The sequence below is a fragment of the Streptomyces sp. NPDC044044 genome (assembly GCF_056434405.1).
Map to the genome: position 1 here is coordinate 538124 of NZ_JBWKFG010000002.1, position 23377 is coordinate 561500.

Consider the following 23377-nt stretch of genomic DNA (forward strand, 5'->3'; position numbering starts at 1 on the left):
GTGTCGGACGGATGGTGCGGTGGGACCACTACCTGGCGAGCGGCGCGACCACCCAGCGGCGGGTGGTGAACATGCCGTCGGGCGGGCCGATCTCGATCAGCTTGCGGGCGGCCGGGTAGGCCTCGTTGCCCTCGATCTCATAGCCGACGTCGAACGTGCCCGGCACGTCCCTGACCTCGGGCTCCTGCTGCGCCCTCGCGCCCTTGCCGCCCTGCTCGTCGCCTGCCGTGACGGCGGCGAGCTCGGCGAGCAGCTTCCGCTGGGCCGCCGCGAGCGCCTCATGCGGGTCGCGTGCCCGTGGCGTGGCAGCCGCCGCCTTGCCGCCGGCGGGAGGCGGCGCGATGTCGGTGCTCGGCTCGCGCGTCGTGCCGGTGGTCTCGCGCGTGGAGATCTGCGCCTGGACGACGGTCCCGTCGTTGTCGAGCGCCACGCGGATGAGACCGCGGTCGGGCGTGATGACCGGTACGCCGTCGAAGACCTGCCGGAACGTCACATGCGTCTCCAGGGACACCGGCTGCCCGAGCTCGGAGCCGTCCTTCGCCCCGGAGTTCTGCATCAGGTCGTGCACGCTGTCGACGACCAGTTCGGCGCCGTCGGCGTGCTGCTCGGCGAAGGTGCGCGCCGTCTCGACGGCCTGGTCGGTGGGCAGCTGCCGCAGGTTGCGCTGGTTGGTCTCGGCGAGCTTGACCCAGCGGATCGCGTGCGGGGCCGTGGAGACGGTCCGGTCGCCCGAGGTGGCGCTGAGCACGCCCTGCCGCTCGACCTGCACCTCTTGCAGCGCCGCCGACGGGAAGTCGGCGATGCGGCCCATCTTGGTGAGCTCGTCGCCCGGGTCGCGCGGCGCGAGCTGGACGATCTGCGGGCTGCCCGGCGCCTGCGTCAGCGGCTGCCTGAGGCTCTCGCGCGCGTTGAACCAGCGCCACGCGTACCAGTTGTCCGGCACGTGCTCGCGGTAGAGGGTGCGCTCGCCGTTGAGGCGGGCGGTGGCGTCGGCCTGGTTGGTGCCGACCGCGCAGACCGAGGGCGCCTGGCCCTTGTAGATGTCCCAGCTCGCGTTCAGCCACGCGTCGGTGAACGTCTGCCCGGCCCGCCACTTCTCCCAGAACTTCTTGCCGTAGTCCGGGCTGTCGATGCTGACGGTCTCGAACCCGAAGATCATGCGGAAGCCGATGTTGGGCCCCGCCCAGGTGCGGATCGGGGAGTGCCCGCCGAGGACCCGCAGCGAGGTGCAGGTCGACCAGAAGATGTAGTTCGCCTTCTCGTTGCCCAGCGCCATCCGGTTGGAGACCGCGTCGCTGCGGCCGTCCCAGACCGCGCCCAGGGGCGCGAAGAAGACGCCGTTGTTGTCCATGCCGCCGTGGCCCGAGTGGTAGACGGCGACCACCGAGTCCATCCCGTAGCGGTCCTGCCAGTTGTCGTACGTCTCCTCGTACGCCCAGACCTGCGCCCCGCCGTCCGCGAACCAGAAGTTGCGGTCGTAGAACTGCTGCAGATACGCGAGCCACCCGGTGGCATCGGCGTGCGTGTGGAAGAGAGACGACTGGTTGACGAACTTCTGGATGCTGAAGGCGCCCCACCAGCCGAACGTCGAGTCGCGGGTACCCGCGGCTCCCGGCTTCGCCCCTTCGAGCGGTGACGGACCGCGGTCCGTGTAGTTCATGCGCATGGCCAAACCCCCTGAGTGATCTCCTCGTCCGTGCGAGGGGGCCTCAAAGTGTCACCGCAGCCGCGCCTTGCACAGTTGGCATTTCGGCCATAGCGACCGCGCACCGGGACTGCCGTGGCGCCTCAGGAACCCCGGTTCTCCCTGCTGAGGAGCCTGCCGCGGATCTTCTGCAGCCGGGGCATCAGGACGTACACGACCGTGAGGACCACGGCGGCGCTGAGCAGCAGGGTCTGGACCACCATGGGCAGCTTCGCGAGCCAGGAGTGGAAGAGCAGCTCCAGGACGGTGAGGGTCGGGAAGACCGAGAGCCAGATCATCAGGGCCATGTGGTGACGGGGCGGGGGTGCGGTCTGCACGGAGGTTCCTTCCGGGGATGCGGAAATCTCCAACCAACTGTTTGGAGATCGGTGCCGGAAAGCTAGCACGCGGCCGGAACCATCTCCAAACAACTGGTTGGGTATCCTTGCGCCATGGCCTGGGACACCGCACGCACCCGGCAGGCGCTGCTCGACGCCGCCGTGGACGAATTCGCCGAGCACGGATTCGACGGCGCCCGCATCGACCGCATCGGGACGCGGGCGGGCGTCAACAAGGAGCGGATCTACCAGTACTTCGGCAACAAGGAGAAGCTCTTCGGGCACGTCCTTGAGGCCGAGCTCGACCGCATCGCCACCACCATCCCCGTCACCGTCGAACAGGCCGCCGACCTCGGCGACTACGCGGGCCGGCTGTACGACTACCACCGCTCCCGCCCCCAGTTCATCCGGCTCCTGCACTGGGAGGGCCTGCGCGACAAGGGCGCCCCCGCCCTCAAGGAGCCCGAGCGCACCGCGACCTACGGGGCCAGGGTCGAGGCCCTTGCCCAGGCCCAGAGCGACGGCACGCTGGACCCGACCCTGGATCCCAGGGGGCTGTTCTACGCCGTACTCGCCCTCGGCGCCTGGTGGTTCAGCGTTCCCCAGGCGGTTCGGATGATCTTCGGCGGGGAGCAGCGGCCGGAGACGGAACGGGACGCGCTGATCGCCCTCGTGCGGCGACTGGCCGGTCAGGGCGACCGCTGACCCGGAAACCCCCGTCGGCCGCGCCCCCTTGGGTCGCCCGGTGGCTGTCTGCCGTTCACCGTCCGAGGGCCGGTCTTCCGCGTGCGCCGCGTCAGGGTGTGATCGGATGGGTGCACGGAAGTTCCGGAACGCATCTCGGAACCGCACTGAAGGGATCTACATCGTGGCTACCACGCGCTCCGCGCACACGGTCTGGGAAGGCAATCTGACGGAGGGTTCGGGCACCGTCACCTTCGACTCCTCCGGGATCGGGGAGCAGGCCGTCTCCTGGCCGTCCCGCGCCGAGCAGGCAAACGGCAAGACCAGCCCGGAAGAGCTGATCGCCGCCGCGCACTCCAGCTGCTTCTCCATGGCCTTCTCGAACGGTCTGAACGGCGCGGGCACCCCGCCCACCCGCCTGGTCACGTCCGCCGACGTGACGTTCCAGCCGGGCACCGGCATCACCGGCATCCACCTCACCGTCGAGGGCACGGTGCCGGGCATCGACGAGGCCGCGTTCGTCGCCGCCGCCGAGGACGCCAAGAAGAACTGCCCCGTGAGCCAGGCGCTGACGGGCACGACCATCACGCTGACGGCCAAGCTCGCCTGACGCACGGCTTTCCGCCATTCTCCGACGGTGCCGCCGCCCCTCAGGGGCGGCGGCACTGTCATGCGCGGCATTGACAACGGGTCGCTCAAGTTTTGTGATGGAGGTCGAAGTACGCCGGGAAACGGGCTCGCGGTGGAAGGGGACTGGACATGGCACGTGCAGTCGGGATCGACCTCGGTACGACGAACTCGGTGGTGGCCGTCCTGGAGGGCGGTGATCCCACGGTCGTCGCCAACGCGGAGGGAGGGCGCACCACACCCTCGGTCATCGCCTTCGCGAAGAACGGCGACGTACTCGTCGGAGAAGTGGCCAAGCGGCAGGCCGTGACGAATGTGGAGCGCACCGCACGCTCCGTCAAGCGCCATATGGGCGACGGGAGTTGGCGCTTCCCCGAGGACGGGTCCGTGGAGGGCACCCGGTACACCGCCCAGGAGCTCTCCGCCCGCGTCCTGCAGAAGCTCAAGCGTGACGCCGAGTCCTATCTGGGCGAGGACGTCACGGACGCGGTCGTCACCGTCCCCGCGTACTTCGACGACACGCAGCGCCAGGCCACCAAGGAGGCCGGTGAGATCGCGGGCCTGAAGGTGCTGCGCATCATCAACGAACCGACGGCAGCGGCCCTCGCGTACGGCCTCGACAAGGGCGACGACCAGACGGTCCTCGTCTTCGACCTCGGCGGCGGCACCTTCGACGTCTCGCTCCTGGAGATGGGTGACGGCGTCATCGAGGTGAAGGCCACCAACGGCGACACGCAGTTGGGCGGCGACGACTGGGACCAGCGCATCGTCGAGTACCTGGTGCGGCAGTTCAAGAACGCGCACGGAGTGGACCTCGGCAAGGACAAGATGGCGCTGCAACGGCTGCGGGAGGGCGCGGAGAAGGCGAAGATCGAGCTGTCGTCGTCGAGCGAGACGGACATCAACCTTCCGTACGTCACGGCGTCGGCGGACGGCCCGCTGCACCTGGCGGAGAAGCTGACCCGCGCTCAGTTCCAGGAACTGACGGCGGACTTGCTCGAACGCTGCCGCACCCCCTTCCACCAGGCGGTCAAGGACGCGGGCGTGAAGCTGTCGGACGTCGACCACGTGATCCTGGTGGGTGGCTCGACGCGGATGCCCGCGGTGACGGAACTGGTCAAGGAACTCACCGGCAGCGAGCCGCACAAGGGCGTCAACCCGGACGAGGTGGTCGCGCTCGGGGCGGCGCTCCAGGCCGGTGTGATCAGGGGTGACGTGAAGGACGTCCTGCTCCTCGACGTGACGCCGCTGTCCCTCGGGATCGAGACCAAGGGCGGCATCATGACCAAGCTCATCGAACGCAACACGACCATTCCCACCCGGCGTTCGGAGACCTTCTCGACCGCCGAGGACAACCAGCCATCGGTCGGCATCCAGGTCTTCCAGGGGGAGCGGGAGATCGCCGCGTACAACAAGAAGCTGGGCGTCTTCGACCTGACGGGACTGCCCCCGGCGCCGCGCGGCGTGCCCAAGATCGAGGTCACCTTCGACATCGACGCCAACGGAATCATGCACGTGTCCGCCAAGGACGAGGCGACGGGGCGCGAGCAGCGCATGACGGTCACGGGCGGCTCCGCGCTGCCCAAGGACGACATCAACCGCATGATGCGGGAGGCGGAGGAGCACGCGGAGGAGGACCGCAAGCGGCGCGACGCGGCGGAGACCCGCAACCACGCGGAGCAGCTCGTGTACCAGACGGAGCGGTTCCTGCGCGAGAACGAGGAGCGGATCCCCGCCGGGACCAGGACCGAGGTCGAGGCCGCGGCCACGGAGTTGAAGGGCATCCTGAAGGACAGGCCCGACGACACGGCGGCACTGCGCGTCGGCACCGAGAAGCTGACCTCCGTCGGTCAGCGGATGGGGCAGGCCATGTACGAGTCCGCCGGCGAGGCCGCTCAGGAGCAGACGTCCTCGGAGCCCCCGGGGCCCTCATCGGCCGAGGAGGGCGTCGTCGACGCGGAGATCGTGGACGACGAGAAGCCGGAGAAGAAGGCGGGGGAGTAGCCCGCCCCGGCAGCGGCGGGGAGGGGCCAGGAGGGGATCAGGACCCCGTCTTCTCCCACCCCCGCCGCTCCGGACGCGGCCCCACCCTGCGCGGGTCCTTGCTCCGGTACACGACGTACGGCCGGAACAGGTACTGCACCGGCGCGCTGAACATGTGCACCAGCCGTGTGAACGGAATCAGCGCGAACAGCGCGAGGCCCACCAGCGCATGGATCTGGTACAGGACGGGAACCCCCGCCATCAGCTCCGTGTCGGGCTGCAGGGTGAACAGGCTCCGCGCCCAAGGGGCAATGGATTCACGGTAGTTGTAGCCGTCGCCCGACGCGTGCGTCAGCTTGGCGACCATGCCGAGCACGATCGCCGCGAAGAGCACCAGATACATCAGCTTGTCGTTGGCGGTCGTCGCCCGGAACACCGGCGCGTTCGTGCGCCGCCGGTAGAGCAGGAGCAGGATGCCGAGCACCAGCAGGATGCCCGCCGCGGTGCCGCCGTACAGCGAGAACAGGTGGTACGTGTGCTCCTTCACGCCCACCTTCTCCGTCCACGACTCCGGGACGAAGAGCCCCACCAGATGCCCGACGAGGACGAAGAGGATCCCGTAGTGGAACATCGGCGACGCGATGTTCAGGAGCTTCGACTCGTACACCTGGGAGGAGCGCGTCGTCCAGCCGAACTTGTCGTACCGGTAGCGCCACAGGAGGCCCGCCACCAGGAGGACGACGGCCACGTACGGGATGACACCCCACAGCAGCGTTCTCATCAGTGCTCCCCGATCAGTGCGAAGGGTTCGAGGCCGACGTCCTCCCGCGGGGGCCCCGACCGGGCCAGCGCCTGCGCCTCGGCCCGGTCCTTCGGCGAAGGCCCCGGCAGCGTCGCGCACACCGCGTCGAGTACGGGCGCGTACGGCGTGCCGAAGTCGGTGAGGGCGAGGCGCAGCAGCTCCAGGCCCGGTCGGTGCTCCTCCAGGAGGACGGGACCCGCGTGCGCGGAGAACTCCAGGACCGCGGGCAGGAAGTCCGGCAGTTCCTCGCCGGTGAACTCCATGCCGTGCTCGCGGTAGACCTCCTTGAACCGGACCAGGGTCATCCCGCGCCGCCGCGTGTCGCCGTCGCGCCACCAGCTCAGGTAGAGGCTGTGGCGGTTCTTGAAGTCGAAGACCTGGACGTAGTGCGCGGCGAGTTCGGAAGGGTCCGCAGCTGCCGCGTGCGTGAGGAAGCTCTCCAACTGGGGTGCGGCAGCCGTCAGTCGGGGCAGCAGTCCGCGGAACTCATCGTCCGGGTAGGACAGGCAGTGCGCGGCTGCCTGATAGAGCACGGCATGGTCGCTCACAGGGTGTCCTTCTCGGTGGCGGATGGCTGCTCGTCGGCGGTCTGCCGGTCCCGCAGGGCGTGGAAGTTCTCGATGGTCACCAGCGGCAGCTGCTTGCGGCCCGAGTCCTGGCCGAACGGCCCGTCGCCGCCCATCCCCGGACCGTCCTCGAAGTCGAGGCTGCACGAGTCCGGAAGGGCCGACTCCTCCAGGCGCTGCGCGTCACCGACCGCGGCGGTCGGGATGACGTAGCGGTCCTCGTACTTGGCGATGGCGAGAAGGCGGTACATCTCCTCGATCTCCTGCCCCGACATGCCCACGGCGTCGGCGACCGAACTCTCCGGCCGGTCACCGAGGTTGATCGCCCGCATGTGCGCCCGCATCGCGGCGAGCTTCTCGAGGGAGGACCGCACCGGACCCACGTCACCTGCCGTGAAGATCTCCGCCAGGTATTCGAGGGGGATGCGCAGGGTGTCGATCGCGCCGAAGAGATTGTCCAGGTCCTCGCCGTCGTGACCGGTCTCGCTGAGCGCGTCCACGACCGGGGAGAGCGGCGGGATGTACCAGACCATCGGCATCGTCCGGTACTCCGGATGCAGCGGAAGAGCCACCTTGTACTTGCTGATCAGCGCGTGCACGGGGGAGCGGCGCGCCGCCTCCACCCAGTCGTGGCCGATCCCGGCCTTCTCGGCCTCGCGCCGCACCTCGGGGTCGTCCGGGTCGAGGAAGACCCCCAACTGGGCCTCGTACAGCGCCTTGTCGTCCTTGACCGACGCGGCCTCGGTCACCTTGTCGGCGTCGTACAGGATCACACCGAGGTAGCGGAGGCGGCCCACGCATGTCTCCGAGCAGACGGTGGGCAGACCCACCTCCAGGCGCGGATAGCACATCGTGCACTTCTCGGCCTTGCCGGTGCGGTGGTTGAAGTACACCTTCTTGTACGGGCAGCCCGTGACGCACTTGCGCCAGCCGCGGCAGCTGTCCTGGTCGACGAGGACGATGCCGTCCTCCTCGCGCTTGTACATCGCGCCGGACGGGCAGGACGCCACGCACGCCGGGTTCAGGCAGTGCTCACAGATCCGCGGCAGATAGAACATGAAGGTCTGCTCGAAGGCGAACTTCACCTTCTCCGCGGCCTTTTCGCGGGTCTTGGCCACCATCGGGTCGAGGTCGCCGTACTCGGTCGCGCCGCCCAGGTTGTCGTCCCAGTTCGACGACCACTCGATCTTCATGGGCTTGCCGCTGATCAGCGAACGCGGTTCGGCGACGGGGTAGTCGTCGCCCAGCGGGGCATCGGTGAGGTTCTTGTACTCGTACGTCCAGGGCTCGTAGTAGTCCTTGATCTCCGGCAGCTTGGGGTTGGAGAAGATCTCAAGAAGTGCCTTGATGCGGCCGCCGTTCTTGAGCTTCAGGGCGCCGCGCTTGTTCAGCTCCCAGCCGCCCTTCCACTTCTCCTGGTCCTCGTAGCGGCGCGGATAGCCCTGGCCCGGACGGGTCTCGACGTTGTTGAACCAGACGTACTCCATGCCGTCGCGGTTGGTCCACGCCTGCTTGCAGGTGACGGAGCAGGTGTGGCAGCCGATGCACTTGTCGAGGTTCATGACCATCGCGATCTGTGCCATGACGCGCATCTAGTACTCCACCTTCTGCGAGCGGCGGCGGATGACCGTCACCTCGTCGCGCTGGTTGCCCGTCGGGCCCAGGTAGTTGAAGGCCCACGACAGCTGGGCGTAGCCGCCGATGAGATGGGACGGCTTGAGGATCAGGCGGGTCAGGGAGTTGTGGATGCCGCCGCGCTTGCCGGTGGTCTCCGCCTTGGGGACGTTCACCGTGCGTTCCTGCGCGTGGTGCATGTAGACCGTGCCGGCCGGCATCCGGTGCGAGACGACCGCGCGCGCGACCACCACGCCGTTGCGGTTGACCGCCTCGATCCAGTCGTTGTCCTTCACGCCGATCGCGTCCGCGTCCTGCGGCGCCATCCAGATGCACTGCCCGCCACGGGAGAGGGACAGCATGAAGAGGTTGTCCTGGTACTCGGAGTGGATGGACCACTTGTTGTGCGGGGTGAGATAGCGGACCGTCACCTCCTTCTCGCCGTCCGGGCCGAGCCGTGGCTCCCCGAAGAGGCGGTTCATGTCCAGGGGCGGCCGGTAGACCGGCATCGCCTCGCCCAGCTCGTGGATCCAGTCGTGGTCGAGGAAGAAGTGCTGGCGCCCGGTGAGCGTGTGCCAGGGCTTGAGGTGCTCGGTGTTGAGCGTGAACGCCGTGTAGCGGCGCCCGCCCGACTCGCTGCCGGACCACTCGGGCGAGGTGATCACCGGGACGGGGGCCGCCTGTGTGTCGGCGTACGTGATGCGCTTGCCCTCGTGCTCGGCGGCCAGGTGCGCCATCTCCTGGCCCGTGCGCGCCTCCAGGGTGTGGAAGCCCTGCGTGGCGAGGCGGCCGTTGGTCGTGCCGGACAGGGCGAGGATGGTGTTGGCCGCCTTGACCGCCGTGTCCAGGGCGGGGCGTCCGTCGGCGGGCCCGCCGCGCACGACGCCGTTGCGTTCACGCAGCTCGTCGACCTCCTGGTCGGGACGGAACGCGATGCCCTTCGCGGGCAGGCCGAGCTTCTCCGCCAGCGGACCGAGCGCCGCGAACTTCGCACCGATCGCCGTGTAGTCCCGCTCGACGACCGTCAGGCCCGGCATCGTCTTGCCGGGGATCGCCTCGCACTCGCCCTTGCGCCAGTCGAGGACGACACCACCGGGCTGCGCGGTCTCGCCGGGGGTGTCGTGCTGGAGCGCGGTGGCGACGACGTCCTTGCGGGTGCCGAGATGGTCCACCGCCAGCTCGCTGAGCCGTTCCGCGATGGCCTTGAACGTGTCGAAGTCGGTGCGGGCCTGCCAGGGCGGGTCGACGGCCGGGGTGAAGGAGTGGACGTAGGGGTGCATGTCCGTCGAGGAGAGGTCGTGCTTCTCGTACCAGGTCGCCGCGGGCAGGACCACGTCCGAGAGCAGCGTCGACGACGTCTGCCGGAAGTCCAGCGAGACGAGCAGGTCGAGCTTCCCCTCGGGGGCCTCCTCGCGCCACTTCACCGTCGACGGCCGCTCGTCGGGGGACGCCTCCTCCGCCCGCAGCGAGGAGTGCGTGCCGAGCAGATGCTTCGTGAAGTACTCCGCGCCCTTGGCCGACGAACCGAGCAGGTTGGCGCGCCACAGGGTCAGGACGCGCGGCCAGTTCTCGGGGGCGTCCGGGTCCTCGCAGGCGAAGTTGAGGGTGCCCGCCTTGAGCTCGTCGACGACATTGGCGACCGGATCACTCGAAGTGTCGCCCAGGTCAAGGGAGTTGCGGTCGAAGGTCGGATAGGACGGCATCCAGCCGGTGCGCGCCGAGAGCGCGAGGCAGTCCGCTCCCGTCATCCCCGCGAACCGGCCCTCACCCAGCGGCGATGCGAGCACGTCCGCCGCGAACTTGTCGTAGCGCCACTGGTCGGTGTTGAGGAACCAGTACGCGGCGCCGATCATCTGCCGGGGCGGCCTGCTCCAGTCGTTGGCGCTGGCCAGCGTCGCCCAGCCGGTCGCCGGGCGGCACTTCTCCTGGCCGACGTAGTGCGCCCAGCCGCCGCCGTTGCGGCCCTGGCAGCCGGTCAGCTGGAGCAGCGCGAGGAAGGCGCGGTAGATCGTCTCGGAGTGGAACCAGTGGTTGGTCCCCGCCCCCATGAGGATCATGCACCGCCCGCGCGACTTCTCGGCGGTCTGCGCGAACTCCCGCGCGATCTTCACGGCCTTCGCGGCCGGGACCGAGGTGTGCGCCTCCTGCCAGGCCGGGGTGCCGGGCGCGTCGGCATCCTCGTACGAAGCGGGCCACTCGCCAGGAAGCCCCTCGCGCCCGACGCCGTACTGCGCGAGCAGCAGGTCGAAGACCGTCGTGACGAGCGGCCCGTCCTGCCCGCCGAGCCGCGTGGCGGGCACCCCGCGGCGGACGATCTCACCGCGGCCCTGGCCGTGCGTGCCGCCCTCGGTGTCGAAGCGCGGGAGCAGCACCTCGACGCCCGTCGCGAAGTCGGAGTCGTGCAGGGTGAGCTGCGGCTTGATGTTGCCGAGCTCCAGATTCCACTTGCCCTTGCCGGAGTCGGTCCAGCGGAAGCCCAGCGAGCCGTTCGGCACGGCGGGCTGCCCGGTGTTCTCGTCCAGGACCGCGGTCTTCCAGTCGCCGCCCTCGCCGCTCTGGCCGAGGTCGGTGGCGCGCAGGAACTTCGACGGGACGAACGCGCCGTCGCGCTCGGTCAGCGTCACCAGGAAGGGCAGGTCGGTGAACTTGCGGACGTAGTCCGTGAAGAAGTCCGTCTGCCGGTCGACGAAGAACTCCTTGAGGATGACGTGGCCCATCGCGATGGCGAGGGCCCCGTCCGTGCCGGGATGCGGGTGCAGCCACTCGTCGGCGAACTTGGCGTTGTCGGCGTAGTCGGGCGCGACGACCACGACCTTCTGGCCGCGGTAGCGCGCCTCGGCCATCCAGTGCGCGTCGGGGGTCCTGGTGACCGGGACGTTCGAGCCCCACATCATCAGATACGCGGCGTCCCACCAGTCACCCGACTCCGGTACGTCGGTCTGGTCGCCGAACACCTGCGGGGATGCGACCGGCAGGTCCGCGTACCAGTCGTAGAAGGACAGCATCGGCGCGCCGATCAGCGACATGAAGCGGGCGCCCGCCGCGTGCGACACCATCGACATCGCGGGGATGGGGGAGAAGCCCGCCACCCGGTCGGGGCCGTGCGTCTTGATCGTGTGGACGTGCGCCGCCGCGATGATCTCGACGGCCTCGTCCCAGGTCGCCCGCACCAACCCGCCTTTGCCGCGCGCCTGTTGGTACGTCCTGCGCCGCTCGGGGTCGCCCTGGATGTCCGCCCAGGCAAGGACCGGGTCCTTCAGGCGTGACTTGGCCTCGCGGTACATCTCCAGGAGCACGCCGCGCAGGTACGGATAGCGCACGCGGGTCGGCGAGTACGTGTACCAGGAGAACGCGGCGCCGCGCGGGCAGCCGCGCGGCTCGTACTCGGGGCGGTCCGGGCCGACCGAGGGATAGTCGGTCTGCTGGGTCTCCCAGGTGATGATGCCGTCCTTGACGTACACCTTCCAGCGGCAGGAGCCCGTGCAGTTCACGCCGTGCGTCGAGTTCACGACCTTGTCGTGGCTCCACCGGTCCCGGTAGAAGGCGTCCGCGTCCCGGCCGCCCACGAGTCCGATGCTGTGCAGGTCGGGGGCGGCGGTGCCGCGGCGGAAGAACTTGCCCGCACGCAGCAGCGCGGCGCCGGGCTCGGTCGTCTCTGTCACCCTTGAGCTCCCTAGGTCTGCCTTTCAACGAACCTAGGTGCGGGGCGGCGGGGGCACACGGCGGCGACCGCCGTACGGGTTGCGGGGGCTCAGGGGCTCAGGGGCTATGGGGGCCAGGGGCTCATGGGCTCCCGGGGTGCCTCGCGCTTACCCCTGAGGTAATCGACCCCCGCGCGGCGGCCCGGCAGGGTGGTCGTACCGGATCCGGTCCGGCGCACTCCGGCCCGGATCCGGCTTCCCTCTCCCTTTTCGCTGCTTGGAGGCTGGTTCCGCATGTCTGCTTACTCGACGGAATCTGTGCACCCGCTCACCGCGCTGGCCCGCACGAACGACCCCAGGACGATGCTGCGCCGCTTCCTCGCCATCGACGCGGTCGTGACCACCGGGAACGGCATCGCGTACGCCGCCGCGTCGGGCCCGCTCGGGCGCTTCCTCGGCGTCGACGCGGGGCTCCTGCTCGGCCTCGGTGTCTTCCTCGCGCTCTACGGCGCGGGCGTCGGCGTCCTCGCGTCACGCAAGAGCCCGCCCGCGCTGCCCGTCCGGGGGGTGATCGAGGCGAACGCGGTCTGGGCGGTGCTCAGCGTCGTCGCCCTGGCCGCCTGGCTCTCTCCCAGCACGGCGGGCGCGGTGTGGATCCCGCTCCAGGCCGTGACCGTCGGCGGCTTCGCCGCGGTGCAGTACGCGGCGCTGCGGGCCCTTCGGGTCCAGGCGTCGCGCGGCTAGGACCGGGCGTCGAAGCGGGTGCGGGCGGCCTCGATCTCGGCGAGGTACCGGTGCGTCCAGGCGCACATGCCGTCGACCGTGGCGAGCAGCCCCTCGCCCGCCTCGGTCAGGCGGTACTCGACGCGCGGCGGCACGGTGGCGTACACCGTGCGGTGCACGACGCCGTCGCGCTCAAGGCCGCGCAGGGTCTGGGTGAGCATCTTGTGGCTGATGCCGTCCACAGCCGTCCGCACCTCGGTGAAGCGCAGCGTCCGGTCGGCCAGGGCGTTGATGATCAGGAGCGCCCACTTGTTGGCCACGCCCGAGAAGATCTCCCGGGCCAGGGAGTCGGCGCGCGTCAGGTCCGCTTCGTCGGGATGGCCGCCGAACTGCTTGGTCCCCATGGGGTTCCCTTCACGAGCTTCACGAGATTGCACGAGATTTCACGAGAGGCGGTCAGGACACCGAGGACTGGAGGTACTTGACCGTCGCCGGGTCGGCCGGGAGCAGCGTCTCGATGGCCAGCTCGGCGACCGTCACGTCCATGGGGGTGTTGAACGTCGAGATCGACGAGACGAAGGAGAGCAGGTGCCCGTCGTGCTCGATGCGCAGCGGCAGCGCGAAATAGGGCATGCCGCCGCGCGGTCCGTCGTCCTCGAAGACGTCGACCCCGGGATCCGCCACCGGATACGCCGCCACCTCCTCGTACACCGCGCGCAGCGCGTCGGACCGCTGCAGCGCGATCTGCCGCTCCATCTGGTGCAGCAGGTGCCCCCGCCACTCGCGCAGATTACGGATCTTGGGGGCGAGCCCCTCCGGGTGGAGCGTGAGCCGCATGGCGTTCAGCGGCGGCTGCAGGAGGTGCTCGGGGATGCCGTCGAGGATCATCGCGATGCCGCGGTTCGCGGCGACCACGTCGTACGTCGCGTCGACGACCAGGGCGGGATAGGGCTCGTAGCCGCGCAGGAGCTGCTCGATGCCCTCGCGCAGGGCGCCCATCGAGGGGTCGTCCAGCGGGGTCTCGCGGAAGCGGGGCGCGTAACCCGCCGCCAGGAGCAGGGAGTTGCGCTCCCGTACGGGTACGTCGAGGTGCTCGGCGAGGCGCAGCACGATCTCCTCGCTCGGGCGTGACCTGCCGGTCTCGATGAAGCTGATGTGCCGTGCCGAGGAGTCCGCGCGCAGGGCCAGGTCGAGCTGGCTCATCCTGCGCCGCTCGCGCCAGCCGCGCAGGAGCGGGCCGACGCCGGTGCTTTCCTTGGTGGACGCGGCAGTTGTCATACCCAGACAGTAATCGAAGGCATGCGCGGTCCGCCGGGGGCCGCGGCGCGGGCTTCCCCGGCGGGTGGCCTGATCAGGGCCTCGCGGGAGGCGATGTGGCAGGCTGAGAGATATACGTACATGTGTGCGCCATGCGCACGTCACGCGGACGGAAAGGGGCGCGGCCATGTCGGTCGAACCGCTGTCACAGAAGGACGTCGAGGAGCGCCTCGCGGAGCTGCCCGGCTGGTCGCTCGAAGGCGACAGGATCACCCGCTCCTTCCGGCTCGCCTCGCACTTCGCGGCGACCGCGATGGTCGTCCACATCGCGCAGATCCAGGAAGAGCTCGGCCACCACTCCGACCTGAAGCTCGGCTACAACACCGTCTCCCTGTCCGTGAACACGCACAGCGCGGGCGGCGCACTCACCGCCCTCGACTTCGAACTCGCGGGCAGGGTCGAGGAGTTGGCGGTCGGGCACGGGGCGGTCTGAGTGTCGATGCTGGACTACGGCAAGGAAGCCGACCGCTATGACGCGTCGCGCGGCGGCGAGCCGCGCGCCGACGCCGCTGCCGCCGCGGTCCTCGGCCTGCTGCCGCCGGACGCGGGCACCCTCCTGGACGTGGCCTGCGGGACCGGCCTCGTCACCCGGCGCCTTGCCGGGGCCGGCCTGCGGGTGACCGGGGTCGACGCGGCGTACAACATGGCGCGCATGGCATCGGGACGGCTGCCGGGCGCCATCGTTCTGGGCGACAGCCGTCGGCTTCCCTTCCCCGACGCCTCGTTCGACGCGGTGTGCGCGGTGTGGCTGCTGCATCTGCTCTCCGGCCCCGACGAGGCGGCGGCGGTCGCCGCCGAGTGCGCCCGGGTGCTGCGGCCCGGCGGCGTGTTCGTCACGACCGTCGACAAGGCCGCCGCGCACGACGTGGGCAGCGACATCGACGCCGTGCTCGCCCCGCGCCCGGTCCGCCGGGCGGTCGACTGCGCCCAGGCGGTCGAGGCGTACGCGGCCGCGCAGGGTCTGACACCGGCGGGCGGGGCCCGGTTCCGAGGCCACGGCCAGGGCCGCACGCCCCGCTCCACGGTCGACGACATACACCGGGGATGGTTCACACAGATCCCGCCCGACGGCCCGCAGGCCGCACGGCTCGCGGCGGGGCTCGCGGCCCTGCCCGACCAGGAAGTGCCGCGCCCCGACCCGCGGTTCACGCTCAAGTCGTTCCGGAGGCCGCCCGTCGGGTGAGCCCGCGGTGACGGCTGAATCCAGGGCGAGGTGCTCGAACTCCCTTAACTCCGGGCGGAGTTGGCGGTCCGGAGGGGGCCGGGCCGCACACAAGGTACCTCAGTCTGAATCCTTGATTTGCCGAAACCGCAAGTCGGCTGGCCAACGCATGGGTGGCGGCGCAAGCTGGGAACCGGTCCGAGGGCCCGTTCGGCGGCCCACCCACCAGCGCACCGAAGGCGGCGGCAGAGACGATGGCTCACGACCACGAGCACGGTCACACCCACGGCCAGCAGCACGGCCATCACCACGACGACATCGACTGGGCCACGATGGGCCCGATGCTGGAGCGCCATGCGGAGCTCGCCGCCCCGCAGAACCGCGAGATCGCCGCGTGGCTGCGTACATGGCAGCCGGAGCCGACCCTGATCGCCGACGTGGGCGGCGGCTCGGGCAGCATCTCCTTCCTCCTCGCCGAGATCTTCCCCAAGGCCGAGGTGATCACGGTGGACCCGGCGGAGCCGCTCCTGGAGCGCGCGAGGGCGCGGGCCACCCGGGAGGGCCTGACCGACAGGGTCAGCACGCTGCACGCGCAACTCCCCGAGGGAATCGGTGAGTTGCCGCACGCAGACCTCCTCTGGATGGGCAGGGCCCTGCACCACGTGGGCGACCAGGAGGCCGCACTCGCCGCCCTCGCCGACCGCCTGGCGCCGGGCGGTGCGATCGCACTCCTGGAGGGCGGCCTGAACCCCCGCAGCCTGCCCCGCGACATCGGCTTCGGCCGGCCCGGCCTGCAGACCCGCTTCGATCTGGCGGACGAGAAGTGGTTCACGCAGATGCGTGCGGAGCTGCCGGGCGCGAAGGCGGTCACGGAGGACTGGCCCGGACTCGTCGCCGCGGCGGGCCTGCGCCACGCGGGCACCCGCTCGTTCCTCCTCGACCTGCCGGCGCCCCTGTCCGACTCGGCCCGCGCCCACCTCGTCACCGAGCTCTCCCGCCGCCGCGAGATGCACGCGGACACCCTCGACGCCGACGACCTGACCACGGTCGACCGCCTCCTGGACGCGAACGACGAGCAGAGCCTGCACCACCGGTCCGACGTGTTCCTGCTGTCGGTGCAGACGGTGCATGTGGGGGTCAAGGGTTAGGCGGGCAGTGGCCGGGGCGGGCGTACAGGGTGAGGTGTGCTCCGTGGAGGCGCCGGCTCTCTAAAGCGAGCGCGCCGATGCCGTGGAACGACAGAGGGGCGCCCCCACCCGGCGTAAGCCGGACGGGGGCGCCCCGGACTGATCTCAGGCCACGTCGAACGAAGCCGGGTCAGGACCCAGCCGCCGGTCCTCGTTCAGCGCGCTGATCGCCGCCATGTCCTCGGGGTCGAGCTCGAAGCCGAAGACGTCGATGTTCTCCTTGATCCGCGACGGCGTCACGGACTTGGGGATCACCACGTTGCCCAGCTGGATGTGCCAGCGCAGGACGACCTGGGCCGGCGTGCGGCCGTGCTTCTGGGCGATCGCCACGATCGCCGGGACCTCCAGGAGGCCCTTGCCCTGGCCGAGCGGGGACCAGGCCTCCGTGGCGATGCCCTGCTCCGCGTGGATCTCGCGGGAGGCGCGCTGCTGGAGGTGCGGGTGGAGTTCGATCTGGTTGACGGCGGGGATGACCGACGTCTCGGAGATCAGCTTCTCCAGGTGCTCGGGCAGGAAGTTCGAGACGCCGATGGACTTCGCGCGGCCGTCGGCCTGGATCTTCTCGAAGGCCTTGTACGTGTCCACGGCCAGGCCCTTGGAGGGCAGCGGCCAGTGGATGAGGTACAGGTCCACGTGGTCGAGACCGAGCTTCTCCAGGGACGTGTCGAAGGCGCGGAGCGTCGAGTCGTAGCCCTGGTCGCTGTTCCAGAGCTTCGTCGTGACGAAGAGCTCCTCGCGGGCGATGCCGGAAGCGGCGATGGCCTTGCCGGTGCCCTCTTCGTTGCCGTAAATGGCAGCGGTGTCGATGCTGCGGTACCCGGCCTCCAGCGCCGTCGCGACGGCGGCCTCGGCCTCGTCGTCCGGTACCTGCCAGACGCCGAAGCCGAGCTGCGGCATCTCGACGCCATTGTTCAGGATGATCGGGGGGACCTTGCTCACGAGCTCTCGATCCTTAAGTCGTCGGTTGGTACTCCCATGGTCAACGATCAGATGCGGTGCTGCATTCCTTGACCACTCCCGGGTGAGGTCCGGGCATATTTTGGTCCGCACCATTGACCGCGTCCCGTCATGCCGCGACTCTATTGCACGTCGCTGAACGCAGGACACTCATGTGAACAGTGGACAGTGAACGGTGACTCCTGAACCCCCACTCTTCAGGAAGGCAGCCCCACGCTCATGAATGAAGACCAGAACCCCACCACGCCGGAAGTGGCGGAAGCCGTCATCGCATGGCGGACGCCCGAGTACGAGGTCGTGGAGACCGCACTCGAAGTGACCGCGTACCGCAGCGCCGACCGGTAATCCCGCCGCCATGCTGCTGCAGGTGCTCGGCACCGCGGCGGGCGGCGGTCTTCCCCAGTGGAACTGCGCGCGCCCCGGGTGCACCGGGGCACGCGCCCACCCGGAGCGCCGCCGCCGTCACGCCTCGCTCGCCGTTCGCGTGACGGACGGGCGCTGGTACGTCGTCAACGCCACCCCCGACATCGGTGAACAGATCGAGGCGACCCCGGAACTCCGCCCCGGGCCCGGAGCCCGGCAGACCCCCGTCGCCGGCGTCGTCCTGACCGACGCCGAACTCGACCACACCCTCGGCATCGCCCTGCGCTACCGGGACGCGCTGCTCCCGGACCGCGCCCAGGTCGCGCGGGCCCGCGAGCGCGTCGAGCGGTGGCGGGAGCGGCTCGTGGGGCGCATGGAGCTGGTGTGGGTGGCGCCCGACTACGTGGACGGCGTCGCGAAGCCCTGCATGGGCGGCTGGGGCGCCCTCTCGATCACCGTCGCCCCGGACGGCACGGTGCTGCCGTGCCCGGCCGCCGGTGAACTCGTCGGATCCGACGCGCCGAACGTCAGGGACCACCAACTGGGCTGGATCTGGCGGGAGTCGGCGGCCTTCCATCGCTACCGCGGCGAGGGCTGGATGCGCGAGCCCTGCCGCAGCTGCGACCTGCGGACCGAGGACTTCGGCGGCTGCCGCTGCCAGGCGTACGCCCTGACCGGCGACGCCGCCCGCACGGACCCCGCCTGCCACCGCTCGCCGGACCACGGGGCGGTCCGCGCCCTCGTCGACGGCGCGGGAGACAGCGCTGGAGGCGGCGCGGGAGACAGCGCGGGACACCGAGTGGGACGCGGGGCGGGCAACTTCGCCCACCGGGCGTCCCCGAAGACGTAACCCCCCTCCTGCCACACGCACGCCCTCCTGCCACACCCCCTCGCCGCGGGACGCAATCCCACTCCCGCGCTCTCGGATCGTTAGGAACGCTTCCTGACAGCTCCCTGACAACCCAAAGGAGAACACACCCCTCATGTCACACACCCCCCATGTCGCACACCCCCGCAGCACGGTCACCGCGCTCGCCGCGGCCGCCGTCCTCGCGACGACGGCGTCCCTCGCCCTGGCCGCACAGTCCTCGGCCGCACCCCCGCAGGGGAGCGCCAAGGACGTGACGGCCAAGGCGGCAGGCACCATCCACGCCGCCCCCTACGAGTACCTCGGCTGGGGCAGCCCGCAGAAGCCCACCGACGTGATGGCCGCGACCGGCGTCAAGTGGTTCACGCTCGCCTTCATCCTGTCCGACGGCGGCTGCAACCCGGCCTGGGACGGCAGCCGCCCGCTGAAGGGCGGCTCCGACGAGTCCGCCATCAAGTCCATACGCGGCGCCGGCGGGGACATCGTCGTCTCCGTCGGCGGCTGGAGCGGCGCCAAGCTCGGCGAGAAGTGCGCCAGCGCCACCGCGCTCGCCGGGGCCTACCAGAAGGTCATCGACGCCTACAAGCTCAAGGCGTTCGACATCGACATCGAGGACACCGAGTTCAGCAACGCGACCGTGCGCCAGCGCGTCGTCGACGCCCTGAAGATCGTGAAGCAGAAGAACCCGGGGATCGTCACCTACGTCACCATGGGGACGACCCCGACCGGTCCCGACGCCACCGGCAAGGATCTCATCAAGCGCGGCGCCGCGGCCGGTCTCGACAACGACGCCTGGGTGATCATGCCGTTCGACTTCGGCAGTCACAGCGGCTCCATGGGCGACGCGTCGGTCAGCGCGCTCGAAGGCCTGAAGAGCGCGGTCAAGAGCGCCTACGGCTACAGCGACGCCGACGCGTACAAGCGCATCGGCGTCTCCTCCATGAACGGCAAGACGGACGTGGCGGGCGAGACCGTCACGACGAACGACTTCAAGAAGATCCTCGCCTACGCACGGCAGCACCACATCGCGCGGTTCTCCTTCTGGGCCGTCAACCGCGACCGCGACTGCTCGTCCGGCGGGAGCGCCGGGGACTCGTGCAGCGGCGTGTCGCAGGCTCCGTACGACTTCACCAAAATCGTCGCCCAGTACGGGGGTTGAGACATGGACAGCGGCCCGATGGCCAGGGTAGGGGCAGCCCGACGGCGCGGATCAGATCTTCCGCGTGACCATCGGCCAGTGGTGCGGGCCTAGGCCGCGGTGGTCCCGAGGTACGCGTCCCGCACCTTCGGGTCCGCGCGTACCTCGGCTGCCGTGCCCTCGGCCAGGACGCTGCCGAGGTCGAGGACCACCACGCGGGCGCAGAGCTCCATCACGAAGGCGACGTTGTGCTCCACGAGGAGCACGGCGCAGTCCTCCTCGTCCGCGAGGTGCCGGATGACGGCCGAGAGCCGGCCTCGCTCGTCGGCCGTCATCCCGGAGGCGGGCTCGTCCAGGAGCAGCACCCTGGGCGGGTCCGCCAGCGCGCGTGCCAGTTCCACCATGCGAGCGCTGCCGACGGGCAGCGCGCCCGCGTACTCGTCGGCGAGTGCGTCAAGTCCGCACTCCCGCAGGACGGTTGAGGCGCGGGACCGTCTGTCCCGCTCATGCGTACGCCGGGTGGGCGACGCGAGCAGATCGGCGCCGAACCCGCCACCGCCGCCACGCCACTCCTGCGCGACGAGCAGATTGTCGGCCACCGTGAGCTGCCCGAAGAGCTGCTGGCGCTGGAAGGTGCGGCGCATGCCGTGGCGGGCGCGCCAGACGGGGGATCGGCGTGTGACGTCGACGCCGTCGAGCAGGACGCGCCCCTGGTCGGGGCGGCGGATGCCGGAGACGACGTCGAACAGCGTGGTCTTTCCTGCGCCGTTGGGGCCGATGAGGCCGCAGACCTCGCCGGGGCGCAGGCTCAGGTCCACGCCCGTGAGGGCGTGAATGCCGCCGAAACGGACGCCGATGCCGGAGGCATCGAGGATGCGCTCGCTCATGGCCGTCCCACTCCTTCGGTGTGACCCTGCGCGGCTATGCCCAGATAGGCTTCGGTCAGCTGGTCGGCCCGGACCTCGGAGCGCGGGCCGCACCAGGAGATCCGGCCCTGTGCGAGGTAGGCGACGGTGTCGGCGACGCCGAGGATCTCGGCGGCCTTCTCCTCCACGAGGAGCAACCCCGTTCCGGCGTCGCGGAGTTCGGCGAGGAGACGGAACACCTCATCGACCACACGGGGCGCAAGGCCGAGGGACGGCTCGTCCGCGATCAGTACCTTCGGCGGGCGCTGGAGGAGGGGCGCGAGGGCGAGCATCTGCTGTTCCCCTCCGGAGAGGGAGCCCGCGGTGACCTTCCGCCGTGCGGCGAGGCCCGGGAAGCGTTCGTAGACGGCGTCGCGGGCGCTGCTCTCCGGGAGGTGCAGGGCGAGGTTCTCCTCGATGGTGAGCGAGGGGAAGATGCCCCGGCCCTCGGGGGCCAGGACGACTCCCGCGCGGGAGCGGTGGACGGGACCGCGGTGCGTGGCGTCGGCCCCGGCGACATGGATCCGCCCCCGAGTGGGTGCGATGAGCCCGGCGGCGGCCTTGCAGGTCGTGGACTTGCCCGCGCCGTTGGGGCCGAGCAGGGCGACGATCTCGCCCGGGTGGACGGTGAGGTCCACTCCGTGGAGTACGGGGGCGCCGTCGTATCCGGCGTGGACGTCACGCAGGGACAGGGAGGGGAGGTTCGGGGAAGGGGTCTTCGGGGAGGGGATCTTCGTCTCCCCGAGCCCGTCCCGTTCCCGGAGCCCGTCCCTTCCCGCAACCGGCTCCGCCGCAACCGGCCCCGCCGTCACCGGCAGCCGTCGATCACCGGCTCCGCCGAGTTCATCCTCGAACGCCGGACGGGCTGAGACCGCCTCGAACGCCGGACGGGCTGAGACCGCCCGCCTCCGATGCAGCCGCACCGAAACCGCCGCGCAATACCCGTCCGGATCGTTGGCCAGCGCAAGCCCCGCAAGACCGAACAGAATCACCGGCAGCTGCACGGACTCCGTGACGTAGTCGGCGACCAGGTGCGGCACGATCGCGAAGACGAGCCCCGCCACCACCGCGAACTGCGGCCTGCGCACCCCCGCGGCCACCACCACCGCCAACCACACGAGTCCCGTCATCGCGGTGAAGTCCGTGGCGGTGATCCGCGTGTTGAACGACGCGTACATCACGCCGCCGAACCCCGCGAGCCCCGCAGACAACGTGAAGATCAGCAGCTTCGTCCGCACCACCGACACCCCGGATGCCATCGCCGCCGCGGGAGCGGACCGCACCGCGAGCATCGCCCGCCCCGTCGCCGACCCCCGCAGCGCGCTCAGCGCGGCCACGGCCACCGTCACCAGGACGACCATCGCCACGCCCATAGCGCGGTCGTCGCCCAGGTCGACGGGGCCGAAGACGGCGCGCGGGATCTCCCACCCGGTGTCACCGTTCCTCAACCACCCCATCTGGAAGAGGACTTGATCGGCGAGGAAGGCCAGGGCGAGCGTGGCGAGTGCCAGTGACCGGCCGCCCAGACGCAGCGCGGGCAGCGCGACCAGGGCGCCGAGCACCGCGGCCCCGCAGGTCCCGACCAGGGCCGCCGCGATGAACGGCCACCCGTGGCTCATCAGCAGCCCCGCCACCAGCGCGGCGCCCGTCACGAACGTGGCCTGCGCCAGGGACACCATCGCGCCGAGGCCCGTCACGACGGTGAAGGAGATGAAGACCAGCGAGATCGCGAGGCCCTGCGCGAGGATCCCGCTCCAGAAGGGCGTGGTGACCGTGTAGAAGGACAGCGCGAGGAGCCCACCCCCTACCGCCCACGGCCCCCACCTGCGCATCCACGACTTCCCTGCGAGATAGTCGATCGGCGGCGCGTCCACCGCCGCCGTGCCCGCCGTCCGCTGACGCCGCGTCATGAGAAGCAGCCCGGCGAAGAGGATCAGGAACGGAACCGCCGTACGGAACCCCGTGATCTTCTCCGCGAAATCGGCGTACCCGGCGACCAGGTTCTGCAGGACGCCGAGGCCGAGACCGCCCGCGAACGCGAGCGGAATCGACATGAAGCGTCCGAGCACCGCGGCCGTGGCCGACACGAACAGGAACAGCGTGAAGTCGTGCGAGGACAGCCCCAGCAGGGGAGTCGCCAGCACACCGGCAAGACCCGCGAGCCCCGAGGACAGCATCCACGCCACCGACGAGAGCCGGTCCGCGCTCATGCCCCGCAGCTCCACCAGCGAGCGGTTGTCCACCGCCGCCCGCAGCCGCAGCCCCAGCGGCGTGTGCCGCATCAGGATCCACAGGCCGACGGCGACCACGGCTGTCGCGACCCACGTGATCAGCTGGTCGGAGTCGATGCCGACGCCGTCCATCAGCTGCCAGGACGTCGCCGGGCTCGGCCCGACACCCGGCAGCCCGAACTGGTTCTCGGCCGGTCTGACGGACGCCCCCGCGTCCTCAAAGAGCTCCACCACCCACAGACCGAGCGCGGGCAGCGCGACGAGCAGCCCGATCGTCGCCACGATCTGCGCGGTCTCGCCCACCCTCGCCAGCTTGCGGAACATCAGCCGGTCGAGGCCCCAGCCGAGCGCGGGCGCCACGACACAGACGAGAAGCAGCGCCGTCGGCACTGCGGGCCAGCCGAAGCCGGAGTGGAGTTCGTAGAAGGCGAGCGCGCAGAGGTAGGCGGTCGCTCCGTGCGCGAAGTTGAAGAGACCGGAGGCCGAGTAGGACAGGACGAGGCCCGTCGCGAGCAGCGCGTACAGGGCGCCGGAGACGAGACCGCTCAGCACGAATCCCAGCAGGTCGGACATGGATGACCCGCCCT

Annotated in this window: 21 protein-coding genes; 10 read left to right on the forward strand and 11 right to left on the reverse strand. The window is 70.3% G+C overall.

What is annotated here, in order from left to right:
* Positions 1-28: 28 nt before the first annotated feature.
* Positions 29-1666: a DUF6345 domain-containing protein gene (locus AC07AG_RS08365; RefSeq protein ID WP_478753105.1), complete on the reverse strand. Its 1638-nt coding sequence runs from the start codon at positions 1664-1666 to the stop codon at positions 29-31.
* 122 nt (positions 1667-1788) lie between these two features.
* Positions 1789-2022: a putative antibiotic biosynthesis monooxygenase gene (locus AC07AG_RS08370; protein ID WP_478753107.1), complete on the reverse strand. Its 234-nt coding sequence runs from the start codon at positions 2020-2022 to the stop codon at positions 1789-1791.
* 114 nt (positions 2023-2136) lie between these two features.
* Between AC07AG_RS08370 and AC07AG_RS08375 the strand changes: the two genes are divergently transcribed.
* From AC07AG_RS08375 to dnaK, 3 genes are all read left to right on the forward strand, one after another.
* Positions 2137-2727, forward strand: coding sequence for a TetR family transcriptional regulator (locus AC07AG_RS08375; protein ID WP_478753109.1), 591 nt, complete (start codon positions 2137-2139; stop codon positions 2725-2727).
* A 163-nt stretch (positions 2728-2890) separates the two neighbouring features.
* Positions 2891-3316 (forward strand): OsmC family peroxiredoxin, encoded by a 426-nt coding sequence (locus AC07AG_RS08380; RefSeq protein WP_478753110.1) that lies wholly within the window; start codon positions 2891-2893, stop codon positions 3314-3316.
* Positions 3317-3465: 149 nt separating this feature from the next.
* A complete protein-coding gene (dnaK, locus tag AC07AG_RS08385; RefSeq protein WP_478753112.1) occupies positions 3466-5337 on the forward strand; it encodes a molecular chaperone DnaK in 1872 nt (623 codons plus the stop codon).
* 37 nt (positions 5338-5374) lie between these two features.
* Here the strand turns inward: dnaK and narI are convergent, their stop codons facing one another.
* From narI to AC07AG_RS08405, 4 genes are read right to left on the reverse strand one after another with little or no spacing between them, the layout of a single operon-like run.
* Complete coding sequence (narI, locus tag AC07AG_RS08390) at positions 5375-6097, reverse strand: respiratory nitrate reductase subunit gamma (RefSeq protein WP_361044205.1); 723 nt, start codon at positions 6095-6097, stop codon at positions 5375-5377.
* A complete protein-coding gene (gene narJ, locus AC07AG_RS08395) occupies positions 6097-6666 on the reverse strand; it encodes a nitrate reductase molybdenum cofactor assembly chaperone (protein ID WP_478753114.1) in 570 nt (189 codons plus the stop codon). Before narJ ends, narI begins: the two co-directional genes overlap by 1 nt.
* Positions 6663-8276, reverse strand: a complete 1614-nt coding sequence (gene narH, locus AC07AG_RS08400) for a nitrate reductase subunit beta (protein WP_478753115.1) — start codon at positions 8274-8276, stop codon at positions 6663-6665. Before narH ends, narJ begins: the two co-directional genes overlap by 4 nt.
* Positions 8277-11960, reverse strand: a complete 3684-nt coding sequence (locus AC07AG_RS08405; RefSeq protein WP_478753117.1) for a nitrate reductase subunit alpha — start codon at positions 11958-11960, stop codon at positions 8277-8279.
* 273 nt (positions 11961-12233) lie between these two features.
* Here AC07AG_RS08405 and AC07AG_RS08410 point away from each other — a divergent pair, with 273 nt between their 5' ends.
* The gene (locus AC07AG_RS08410) at positions 12234-12683 is read left to right on the forward strand and encodes a hypothetical protein (protein ID WP_478753118.1); all 450 of its coding nucleotides are present in this window, start codon (positions 12234-12236) and stop codon (positions 12681-12683) included.
* Here the strand turns inward: AC07AG_RS08410 and AC07AG_RS08415 are convergent.
* Together AC07AG_RS08415 and AC07AG_RS08420 are read right to left on the reverse strand one after the other, a co-directional pair.
* Positions 12680-13066: a winged helix-turn-helix transcriptional regulator gene (locus AC07AG_RS08415; RefSeq protein WP_478753120.1), complete on the reverse strand. Its 387-nt coding sequence runs from the start codon at positions 13064-13066 to the stop codon at positions 12680-12682. The genes AC07AG_RS08410 and AC07AG_RS08415 overlap by 4 nt on opposite strands.
* Before the next feature lie 52 nt (positions 13067-13118).
* Positions 13119-13940, reverse strand: a complete 822-nt coding sequence (locus AC07AG_RS08420; protein ID WP_478753122.1) for a helix-turn-helix domain-containing protein — start codon at positions 13938-13940, stop codon at positions 13119-13121.
* Between the two features lie 166 nt (positions 13941-14106).
* Between AC07AG_RS08420 and AC07AG_RS08425 the strand changes: the two genes are divergently transcribed.
* The 3 genes from AC07AG_RS08425 to AC07AG_RS08435 all read left to right on the forward strand — a co-directional run bounded on the left by AC07AG_RS08425 (position 14107) and on the right by AC07AG_RS08435 (position 16289).
* On the forward strand, positions 14107-14412 hold the full coding sequence (locus AC07AG_RS08425) for a 4a-hydroxytetrahydrobiopterin dehydratase (RefSeq protein ID WP_478753124.1): 306 nt from the start codon (positions 14107-14109) through the stop codon (positions 14410-14412).
* A 6-nt stretch (positions 14413-14418) separates the two neighbouring features.
* Positions 14419-15162, forward strand: coding sequence for a class I SAM-dependent methyltransferase (locus AC07AG_RS08430; RefSeq protein WP_478753941.1), 744 nt, complete (start codon positions 14419-14421; stop codon positions 15160-15162).
* Positions 15163-15395: 233 nt separating this feature from the next.
* Positions 15396-16289 (forward strand): class I SAM-dependent methyltransferase, encoded by an 894-nt coding sequence (locus tag AC07AG_RS08435; RefSeq protein ID WP_478753126.1) that lies wholly within the window; start codon positions 15396-15398, stop codon positions 16287-16289.
* 144 nt (positions 16290-16433) lie between these two features.
* On the opposite strand, the gene AC07AG_RS08440 is transcribed toward AC07AG_RS08435, so the two are convergent.
* Complete coding sequence (locus AC07AG_RS08440; RefSeq protein WP_478753943.1) at positions 16434-17225, reverse strand: aldo/keto reductase; 792 nt, start codon at positions 17223-17225, stop codon at positions 16434-16436.
* A gap of 279 nt (positions 17226-17504) precedes the next feature.
* Between AC07AG_RS08440 and pqqA the strand changes: the two genes are divergently transcribed.
* From pqqA to AC07AG_RS08455, 3 genes are all read left to right on the forward strand, one after another.
* Positions 17505-17630, forward strand: coding sequence for a pyrroloquinoline quinone precursor peptide PqqA (gene pqqA / locus AC07AG_RS08445; protein WP_478753128.1), 126 nt, complete (start codon positions 17505-17507; stop codon positions 17628-17630).
* Between the two features lie 10 nt (positions 17631-17640).
* The gene (locus AC07AG_RS08450; RefSeq protein WP_478753130.1) at positions 17641-18498 is read left to right on the forward strand and encodes an SPASM domain-containing protein; all 858 of its coding nucleotides are present in this window, start codon (positions 17641-17643) and stop codon (positions 18496-18498) included.
* Positions 18499-18631: 133 nt separating this feature from the next.
* On the forward strand, positions 18632-19675 hold the full coding sequence (locus tag AC07AG_RS08455) for a chitinase (protein ID WP_478753132.1): 1044 nt from the start codon (positions 18632-18634) through the stop codon (positions 19673-19675).
* A gap of 89 nt (positions 19676-19764) precedes the next feature.
* Here AC07AG_RS08455 and AC07AG_RS08460 read toward each other — a convergent pair whose 3' ends face one another.
* Both AC07AG_RS08460 and AC07AG_RS08465 read right to left on the reverse strand, forming a co-directional pair.
* Positions 19765-20541, reverse strand: a complete 777-nt coding sequence (locus AC07AG_RS08460) for an ABC transporter ATP-binding protein (RefSeq protein WP_478753134.1) — start codon at positions 20539-20541, stop codon at positions 19765-19767.
* The gene (locus tag AC07AG_RS08465; RefSeq protein ID WP_478753136.1) at positions 20538-23363 is read right to left on the reverse strand and encodes an ABC transporter permease subunit; all 2826 of its coding nucleotides are present in this window, start codon (positions 23361-23363) and stop codon (positions 20538-20540) included. The genes AC07AG_RS08460 and AC07AG_RS08465 overlap by 4 nt, the downstream gene beginning before the upstream one ends.
* Between the last annotated feature and the right edge of the window lie 14 nt (positions 23364-23377).